Below are 9,034 nucleotides of genomic sequence, written 5' to 3'. Positions count from 1 at the left end.
CGCCCCCTCGGCCTCGTCCGCCCCGCGCCCCCCGCCCCACGCCCGCCCCCGGCCCCCTCCGCCCACGCCCCCTCCGCCCACGCCCCCTCCGGCCCCGGCTCCCTCCGCCCCGCACCGAATCCGTTCGCGCCCACCGGGCCCGCCTGACACGATTCCCCCATGCCCGAACGATCCGCCCCCGCCTCCGGTCCCACCCCGCCCCCCGCCTCCGAGGACTCCCTCTCCTTCGCCTCCGCCGCCTCCCGCGACCGGTTCGAGGCCCTCGTCGCCGAGGCTGGCTCCGTGTCCGTGGACGGATGGGACTTCTCCTGGCTCGACGGCCGGGCCACCGAGCAGCGCCCCTCCTGGGGGTACGCCCGTGCGATGGCCGACCGCCTCGGCCGGGCCCGCGCCGCGCTCGACCTCCAGACCGGGGGCGGCGAGGTGCTGGCCTCCGCGCCGAAGCTTCCCCCGGTCACCGTGGCGACCGAGGCGTGGCCGCCCAACGTGGCCCGCGCCACCGCCCTGCTGCACCCGCTCGGGGCGGTCGTCGTCGCCGACGAGGACGAGCCGCCGCTGCCCTTCGGGGACGCCGCCTTCGACCTCGTGGTCAGCCGTCATCCGGTCACCACGTGGTGGGAGGAGATCGCACGCGTCCTCACCCCCGGTGGCACGTACTTCTCCCAGCAGGTCGGTCCGGCCAGCGTCTTCGAACTCGTCGAGTACTTCCTCGGCCCGCAGCCGCCCGAGGTCCGTCGCGCCCGGCACCCCGACGACGCCCGGGCCGCCGCGACGGCGGCCGGACTCGACGTGGTGGACCTGCGCTCCGAGACCCTGCGCACCGAGTTCCACGACATCGGCGCGGTGGTCTACTTCCTGCGCAAGGTGGTCTGGATGGTGCCCGGCTTCACCGTCGAGCGGTACCGGCGCCCCCTGGCAGCACTGCACCGGAAGATCGAGGAGGAAGGGCCGTTCCCCGCCCGCACCGCCCGCTTCCTGATCGAGGCCCGCAAGCCCGGCTGACGGCGGCCGGACGACATCCTCCCGACCAATCCGCTTGCCCCGTACGCCAGTTCATCCGCGTCCGGGAGGCAACGGGATCGCGCGGGCAGCCGTCCTACCCATCGGAACGGCTCACGCGCGCACAGCGACGGAAGGGGCGGCCATGACCGTGGATCGGGAGGGGTGCGCGGTGACCACCGGGCGCGCCCGGCACGGCAAGGCCGACTGGCTCACGGGGGCCAGGGTCACCGCCGTCCTCGGGGTGTACTACCGGCCCGAGGGGAGGGCGGGGGAACCGGAGGCCGTCGAGTTCGTCCTCTCGGACGGCCAGTCCGTCCTGCTGACCTGCGCCTTTGACCGTACGCTGCGCGTCACCCCGGGCTCCTGGCCGCGACTGCCCGACTGGTGCGTACCGGCGAGCCGTTGGCAGCACGCCCCGCCCGCGCAGCTGCCGCCGGCGCCGTACGGGGGAGCGTGGACCGTCGTGGGCACCCGGGAGCTGAGGGACGCCGAGGGGGAGGTGCTCCAGGCCGTGATCCGCTGCGAGGAGGGGGACTTCGTGGTGGTCGCCGGGGACACGATGGCGATCCGCTTCACCCCGCGAACCTGACCCGGGCCCGTCCCCGCCCGGACGCGCCCCCACCCGAACGCGGACCCGCCCGACCCCGGACCCGGAACGGCCGGACGCCCCAGCCCGTACGGCCTGCCCCCCCCCGCGGCCGGTCCCTACGCGTGCGGCCCCCCACCGGCCCGACCGTCAGTTCCGCCGCCTCCCTCCGTGATCGCGGCGGAAGGGGCTCGCCCCCGCAGGGAGGGCGGAGAGGGCCCCGGACCACAGCGGCAGGTCCGCGGCGGGCAGCAGGCGCACCGTGCCGCGCGGGCCGAACGTCTTGACCCGGGTCCGGTCGGTCCACAGGGCCGTACGGACGTCCGTGCGGGGCAATCCGTCACCGCGCGGTCCCACGGGCAGCGCGGCGGCCGAGAGCGCTTGGGCGTGCGCCCCGAGCGTCGCGGCCGCCGCCTCCGCCGGGGACGCGGCGGAGGAGCGGGAGGCGGAGGGGAGGAGGTGCTGCCGGGCGAGCCGCCGGGCGTTCGCCCCGGCCCAGGTCACGGTGGTGATCCGAGGGGCGGCGGGGGCGGCGGTCGCACGGGATCGGTTCGTCATGCCGCGAAACGCAGAGCCCCTTCAGGTCGGCTTCTGTCCTCTTTCGGCCCGGCGGCGTCAAGGCGACGGCATCCGGCGACCCCTCGATACGGATGCCGATAACGGGGCAGCGGAGGGGGACGGGCGAGGGGTGCGGCCTGCTCGGAACGCGATCCGGCGATTTCGGAGCGTAGTGGCGGAGTGGCGCGGCACGCGGCGGGACTTACGAAGGGTTATGGTGGAAACCCCCCCTCGGGCCGGTCCGTATCCCCCCCCCCCACGGACCGGCCCGTTTTTTCATGGGCCCGGACCGGCCCGTTCTCCGTGGGCCCGGACCGGCCCGTTCTCCACGGGACCGCTTCGGCGGCGGCCCGGGGCGCGTCAGCCGCGGCCCGCCCAGATGTTGGCGCCCGCCGTGTCCACCGCGAACGCGTCGATCTCCCGCAGCTCCTCGGCGGTCAGCGGCGGGCCCGCGAGGGCCGCCACGTTCTCCTCCAGCTGCTGCACGCTCGACGCGCCGATCAGCGCCGACGTCATGCGGCTGTCCCGCAGCACCCACGCGATGGCGAGCTGGGCCAGCGACTGGCCCCGGCCGCGCGCGATGGCGTCGAGCCCGTTGAGCCGGCGGACGACCTCGTCCGAGAGCAGCCCCGGGTCGAGGGACTTGCCCTGGGTGGCGCGCGACCCCTCCGGGATGCCGTTCAGGTACTTGTTCGTGAGCAGCCCCTGGGCGAGCGGCACGAAGGAGATGCAGCCCATCCCGGCCGTCTCCAGGGTGTCCAGCAGCCCGTCGTCCTCGATCCAGCGGTTGATCATGGAGTAGGACGGCTGGTGGATCAGCGCCGGCACGCCCATCTCGTCGAGCAGCCGGGCGGCCTCGGCGGTCTGCTCCGCGTTGTACGAGGAGACGCCCGCGTACAGCGCCTTGCCCTGCCGGACCGCGGACGCCAGGGCGCCCATCGTCTCCTCCAGCGGGGTGTGCGGGTCGAAGCGGTGCGAGTAGAAGATGTCGACGTAGTCGAGGCCCATCCGCTTCAGGGAGGCGTCGAGCGAGGACAGCAGGTACTTCCGCGAACCCCACTCGCCGTACGGGCCGGGGTGCATCAGATAACCGGCCTTGGTCGAAATAACCAGTTCGTCCCGGTAGGGGGTGAAGTCCTGGGCGAACAGCCTGCCGAAGTTCAGCTCGGCCGAACCGGGCGGCGGGCCGTAGTTGTTGGCCAGGTCGAAGTGGGTGACGCCGAGGTCGAAGGCGCGGCGCAGGATCGCCCGCTGGGACTCCAGGGTGCGGTCGTCGCCGAAGTTGTGCCACAGCCCCAGCGAGAGGGCGGGGAGCTTGAGGCCGCTGCGTCCGGTGCGCCGGTACTCCATGGAGTCGTAGCGCGTGTCGGCGGCGCGGTAGTACAGATCGGGGGAGAGGTAATCAGTCACGTTTCACTCCTTATCACGGAGTTGTGACAGACCGGGTTGGGCCCCCGTGACCCGGTCGCAGTAATGTGGCGGCTTCGGGGAATGCCGATGTGCGGCGCAGGCCCGCGCGGCCGTGTCCAGTGGTAAGGGGCGCGGACCGCCGGGGGGAGTGTCCGCGTGGCGCAGACCGCGCAGCGATCCCCTGCGGGGGACGGCCCCCGGACCCCCGGCGACGGGGAGGGCGGGCCCCGGGCCCGTACGGAACCGAGAGGGTGAACGCAGTGAACTTCCGCGACCTGGTGTACAGGCTCTACGCGCGCCGGGTGGAAGGCCGCCTGGACCACGATCAGGTGCCCAAGCACATCGGGGTCATCCTCGACGGCAACCGGCGGTGGGCGAAGGCGTCCGGAGGGTCGGCCGTGCAGGGCCACCAGGCCGGCGCGGACAAGATCTCCGAGCTGCTCGGCTGGTGCGACGAGACCGATGTCGAGGTCGTCACCCTCTGGATGCTCTCCACCGACAACTTCGACCGCCCCGAGCACGAGCTGAAGCCGCTGCTCGGCATCATCGAGAACACCGTGCGCAACCTCGCCGCGGACGGCCGCTGGCGCGTCCACCACGTGGGCACGCTCGACCTGCTCCCGGCGGAGACGCAGACGGTCCTCAAGGAGGCGGAGGAGGCCACGGCCGGCGTCGACGGGATAATCGTCAACGTCGCGGTCGGCTACGGCGGCCGGCAGGAGATCGCGGACGCGGTGCGCTCGCTGCTCCTGGAGCACTCGTCGAAGGGCACGACCTTCGAGGAGCTGGCCGAGATCGTGTCGACCGACCTGATCTCCGAACACCTCTACACCCGGGGCCAGCCCGACCCCGACCTGGTGATCCGCACCAGCGGCGAACAGCGGCTGTCGGGCTTCATGCTCTGGCAGAGCGCCCACTCCGAGTACTACTTCTGCGAGGTCTTCTGGCCGGCCTTCCGCAAGGTCGACTTCCTGCGGGCGCTGCGCGACTACTCCGCCCGCCACCGCCGCTACGGAGCCTGAGCGCCCCTGCCGCACGCGTGAACCGACGGCTCCCCCGGTACCCCGTACCGGGGGAGCCGTCGCGTCCGCCGGGGGTCATCGCGCGTCCACCAGGACTTCTCCACGCCGTGTCATATGCGGCGGCATGGCTTCGGACGGAAGAGGGAATACCCCTCTCAGGTCGACGTCCGGTCATCAACCAGGCGGATGTCGCGTCCAAGTGAGCGGCACCCAGCCCGCTCGCCCGGGAGGCCCTTTGCACACGAAGGACCGCAGACCGTCCGCGGCCGGCTCGGTGGCCGAGGGCCGGCCCGTGCACAGGCGCCCGATCCCGGCCCGTCCTCTCCTTTCGGGGAGTTCCGCGACCGTTCGTCGCACTCCCCGACCTCGTCCGAGGGGGTACGTCCTTCCGTGGTGACCAGCAGCAAGCGCCGTCTGTCCGACCGGCGCACCTATGTTCTCGACACCAGCGTCCTGCTCGCCGATCCCGGGGCCGTGTCCCGCTTCGACGAGCACGAAGTCGTGCTGCCGATCGTGGTGGTCACGGAACTGGAGGCCAAACGGCACCATCCCGAACTCGGCTACTTCGCCCGGCAGGCCCTGCGCCTCCTGGACGACTTCCGGGTCCGGTACGGGCGGCTGGACGCCCCGATCCCGCTCGGGGAGCTGGGCGGAACGCTCCGCGTCGAGCTCAACCACTCCGACCCCGGGGTCCTGCCCGCCGGCTACCGCCTGGGGGACAACGACTCCCGGATCCTCGCGGTCGCACGCAACCTCCAGGCCGAGGGGTACGACGTCACGGTCGTCTCCAAGGACCTGCCGCTCCGCATCAAGGCGTCCTCCGTCGGCCTCCTCGCCGAGGAGTACCGCGCGGAGCTGGCCATCACGGACTCCGGCTGGACCGGCATGAGCGAACTGACCCTCGGCGGGGAACAGATCGACCTGCTGTTCGGAGAGGAGACGCTGTACGTCCCCGAGGCCGCCGAGCTGCCCGTCCACACCGGCCTGGTCCTCCAGTCCGAACGCGGCAAGGCGCTCGGCCGGGTGACGGCCGAGGGCAACGTACGGCTCGTCCGCGGCGACCGGGAGGCGTTCGGCATCCACGGGCGCAGTGCGGAGCAGCGGATCGCGCTCGACCTCCTCCTCGACAGCGACGTGGGCATCGTGTCGCTGGGCGGACGCGCGGGCACCGGGAAGTCGGCGCTGGCCCTCTGCGCGGGCCTGGAGGCGGTGCTGGAGCGGCAGCAGCACAAGAAGGTGATGGTCTTCCGCCCGCTGTACGCGGTGGGCGGCCAGGAGCTCGGCTACCTCCCCGGCAGCGAGGCCGAGAAGATGAGCCCCTGGGCGCAGGCGGTCTTCGACACGCTCTCGGCGGTCGCCGGGCGCGAGGTCATCGAGGAGGTGCTCGGGCGCGGGATGCTGGAGGTCCTGCCGCTCACCCACATCCGCGGCCGGTCGCTGCACGACGCGTTCGTGATCGTCGACGAGGCCCAGTCGCTCGAACGGAACGTCCTGCTGACCGTGTTGTCCCGGATCGGGGCGAATTCGCGTGTCGTCCTCACCCACGACGTGGCCCAGCGGGACAACCTCCGGGTCGGCCGGTACGACGGAGTCGTCGCCGTCGTCGAGAAACTGAAGGGCCATCCGCTGTTCGCGCACGTCACGCTCACGCGGTCGGAGCGTTCGCAGATCGCCGCGCTGGTGACCGAAATGCTGGAGGAAGGCCAGATCTGACCCGCATGTCCCGTTGATGCCGCCCGGCGAGCCAAGGAGCTTAGCCGGGCGGCATGCTGCTGCGCCGTCATTTCCGCGAAACCGGAGGGCCGAACGAGGTGTGACCTTTCCCACGCAACACAGAATTGCCTCCCGGCGTCCCCGTCCGGCAGAGTCTTGCTTCCGTCAGGCCCCGCATACGGCACTTGGGCGCCTCCAGAGGCGCCACGCACCACACAACTCCACACGAGACGTCCGTATGCCGCCCGCGAGCACCACGCGGCAGCCCCTTCACCGGGGTTGCGCACCGGGCCCGTGCCTCCCGTGACCCACGCAGTAGGGAGGCCAGTGCCAGGGGCACGAACGCGCCCGCGAGGTCACCTAAGCGGACGATGCTGGAAGGACACCATGTGAGCCGGATCTCGGTCCGGGGGTTCGCCGTGGCATCCGCCACCGCGGTCACCACCGTAGGCGCCGTCGTAGGCGTTGCCGCAGGCGGCGCACCCGCCGCCGACGACAACAACTTCGAGGCGGCCGCAGCCGACACCACGCTGCTCGCAGACATCCCCGCGGGCCACCAGGCCCAGGTCCAGACCGCTTCGCTGATGCAGCAGGCCGATGCCCAGGCATCCGCCGCCGACGCCGCCGCGAAGAAGTCGGCCGAGGAGACGGCCCGCATCCAGGCCGCCAAGGACGCCAAGTCCAAGAAGCAGGCCGCCCAGGACCGCCTCGAGGCCGAGCGCAAGGCCGAGAAGGAGAAGAAGGAGGCCGCCGAGCGCGCCAGCCGTTCTTCCGTCCGCGACGCGTCCTCGTTCTCGGCCAAGGGCTCCTACAGCGTCGCCGAGGTCCAGGCGATGGCCCGTCAGATGGTCCCCGCCGACCAGTTCCAGTGCTTCAGCAACATCGTGAACCACGAGTCGACCTGGAACTACCGCGCGACCAACCCGTCCTCCGGGGCGTACGGACTGATGCAGGCCCTCCCGGGTCACAAGATGTCGTCCGCCGGCGCCGACTGGCAGACCAACCCGGCCACCCAGATCAAGTGGGGCCTCAGCTACATGGACGGCCGTTACGGCTCCCCGTGCGGCGCCTGGTCCTTCTGGCAGGCCAACAACTGGTACTAGCGACGATCGGGCGAAGTCTCCGGACCCGCCTGTTCAACCTCCCGAGGCCCCTCACCGTCCGCACGGTGAGGGGCCTCGCGCGTGTACCGTCGCATCCTGGCGCGCCCGGGGACGGGCGAGGGCGACGCGAAAAGCGCCGCGTCGCGTCCCGGAGCGCTGAGCGGCGGAGATGGGGGAAGGTAAACAGGCATGTCGAAACTACCGGGCTGGCTGGGCCGCTTCGGGTCCGAACTCACGGAGCTGGGCGCACGGCTGGACGAACGCCGCGCGCGGGCCGCCGCCGACGACGAGCCCTTCCCCGTGAAGGGGGCCCTCCCGGAGGAAGCGCTCGGGCAGGTGCCCGCGCCCCCCTCCTACGCCCCCTCCGTCGCGGCCAAGCCCGATCCGGTGGCGGCGCTCCCCTGGGGGATGCGGGTCGCCGCCGAGGCCGGGTGGCGCCTCCTCGTCCTCGCCGGGACGCTCTGGGTCCTGATGCGGGTCATCAGCGCGGTCCAGCTCGTCGTGCTGGCCTTCGCCGCGGCCCTGCTCGTCACCGCGATGCTCCAGCCGACCGTGGTGCGGCTCAAACGGGTCGGGCTGCCGCACGGGCTCGCCACCGCCGTGACCGCCGTCCTCGGGTTCGTCGTCATCGGCCTGGTCGGCTGGTTCGTGGTGTGGCAGGTGATGGACAACCTGGACACGCTCTCCGACCGCGTCCGCGACGGCATCGACGAGTTGAAGCGCTGGGCGCTGGACAGCCCCTTCCACGTCACCGAGTCGCAGATCAACGACATCGCCAAGAACCTCAGCGACACCATCGGCACCAACACCGAGGAGATCACCTCCGCCGGCCTCCAGGGCGTCACCGTGATGATGGAGTTCCTCACCGGGCTGCTGCTGGCGATGTTCTGCACCCTGTTCCTGCTCTACGACGGCCGGCGCATCTGGGAGTGGTCGCTGAAGCTGGTGCCCGCCGCCGCCCGGCCGGGGGTCGCCGGGGCCGGGCCGCGCGCCTGGCGCACCCTGACCGCCTACGTGCGCGGCACGGTGCTCGTCGCCCTGATCGACGCCGTCTTCATCGGCCTCGGCCTCTACGTCCTCAACGTGCCGCTCGCGGTGCCGCTGGCCGTCTTCATCTTCCTGTTCGCCTTCATCCCGCTGGTCGGCGCGGTGGTCTCCGGGGCGCTCGCGGTGGTCGTCGCCCTGGTCACCGAAGGCGTGTGGACCGCGCTGTGGGCGCTGGTGGTGGTCCTGGCGGTGCAGCAGATCGAGGGCCACATCCTGCAGCCGTTCATCCTCGGCCGGGCGGTCCGGGTCCATCCGCTCGCGGTGGTCCTCGCGGTGGCGACCGGCGGGCTGGTCGCCGGCATCGGCGGCGCGGTGGTCGCCGTACCGCTGGTCGCCGTCACCAACACGGTGGTCGGCTATCTGCGCTCGTACGGGGAACCGGGCGAACGCGGCGGACAGCACGGGGCCACCGCCCTGTCGATGAGTCCGGCGCACGCCGGTCCCGCGCCCGTGCCTCCATCCGCCCCCTCGTCCTCACCGCCTGCCCCGGCGGCGGAGGCCGCGGACGTCCCGGGGGGCGAGCACCCGGCGGAGGACCGGCCGCGGCAGGAGTAGGCGCGCGGCACGGATCGGGCGGGTACGCACGAGAGCCC

Annotated in this window: 7 protein-coding genes and 1 pseudogene; 6 read left to right on the top strand and 2 right to left on the bottom strand. The window is 72.4% G+C overall.

All coding sequences use genetic code 11. The features are described from left to right. The first annotated feature begins 159 nt into the window (after positions 1-159). Together AMK24_RS02280 and AMK24_RS02275 are read left to right on the top strand one after the other, a co-directional pair. Positions 160-1,002 carry a class I SAM-dependent methyltransferase gene (locus tag AMK24_RS02280; protein WP_073764425.1) on the top strand — a complete coding sequence of 281 codons (843 nt, stop codon included), beginning with the start codon at positions 160-162 and terminating at the stop codon, positions 1,000-1,002. 142 nt (positions 1,003-1,144) lie between these two features. Then, positions 1,145-1,591 carry a hypothetical protein gene (locus AMK24_RS02275; protein ID WP_073764423.1) on the top strand — a complete coding sequence of 149 codons (447 nt, stop codon included), beginning with the start codon at positions 1,145-1,147 and terminating at the stop codon, positions 1,589-1,591. 171 nt (positions 1,592-1,762) lie between these two features. Here the strand turns inward: AMK24_RS02275 and AMK24_RS02270 are convergent. Together AMK24_RS02270 and mgrA are read right to left on the bottom strand one after the other, a co-directional pair. Then, positions 1,763-2,146, bottom strand: a pseudogene (locus tag AMK24_RS02270) (DNA glycosylase AlkZ-like family protein); the annotation flags it as partial. A gap of 360 nt (positions 2,147-2,506) precedes the next feature. Then, complete coding sequence (mgrA, locus tag AMK24_RS02265; RefSeq protein WP_073764421.1) at positions 2,507-3,556, bottom strand: L-glyceraldehyde 3-phosphate reductase; 1,050 nt, start codon at positions 3,554-3,556, stop codon at positions 2,507-2,509. 260 nt (positions 3,557-3,816) lie between these two features. On the opposite strand from mgrA, the gene AMK24_RS02260 reads away from it, so the two are divergent. The 4 genes from AMK24_RS02260 to AMK24_RS02245 all read left to right on the top strand — a co-directional run bounded on the left by AMK24_RS02260 (position 3,817) and on the right by AMK24_RS02245 (position 8,996). Next, the gene (locus AMK24_RS02260) at positions 3,817-4,578 is read left to right on the top strand and encodes an isoprenyl transferase (protein ID WP_073764419.1); all 762 of its coding nucleotides are present in this window, start codon (positions 3,817-3,819) and stop codon (positions 4,576-4,578) included. 390 nt (positions 4,579-4,968) lie between these two features. Continuing rightward, on the top strand, positions 4,969-6,291 hold the full coding sequence (locus AMK24_RS02255; RefSeq protein ID WP_073764417.1) for a PhoH family protein: 1,323 nt from the start codon (positions 4,969-4,971) through the stop codon (positions 6,289-6,291). A 389-nt stretch (positions 6,292-6,680) separates the two neighbouring features. Beyond that, on the top strand, positions 6,681-7,394 hold the full coding sequence (locus tag AMK24_RS02250; protein WP_073764415.1) for a transglycosylase SLT domain-containing protein: 714 nt from the start codon (positions 6,681-6,683) through the stop codon (positions 7,392-7,394). A gap of 189 nt (positions 7,395-7,583) precedes the next feature. Continuing rightward, positions 7,584-8,996, top strand: coding sequence for an AI-2E family transporter (locus AMK24_RS02245; RefSeq protein ID WP_073764413.1), 1,413 nt, complete (start codon positions 7,584-7,586; stop codon positions 8,994-8,996). Positions 8,997-9,034: the final 38 nt, after the last annotated feature.

It is taken from the genome of Streptomyces sp. CB02366 (assembly GCF_001905905.1).
Classification (GTDB): Bacteria; Actinomycetota; Actinomycetes; order Streptomycetales; family Streptomycetaceae; genus Streptomyces.
This window is presented reverse-complemented; position numbering and strand designations above follow the sequence as displayed.

Coding starts and splice junctions, on each gene's coding strand:
- AMK24_RS02280 (WP_073764425.1), top strand. CDS start 160: ATGCCCGAACGATCCGCCCCCGCCTCCGGTCCCACCCCGCCCCCCGCC.
- AMK24_RS02275 (WP_073764423.1), top strand. CDS start 1,145: ATGACCGTGGATCGGGAGGGGTGCGCGGTGACCACCGGGCGCGCCCGG.
- AMK24_RS02245 (WP_073764413.1), top strand. CDS start 7,584: ATGTCGAAACTACCGGGCTGGCTGGGCCGCTTCGGGTCCGAACTCACG.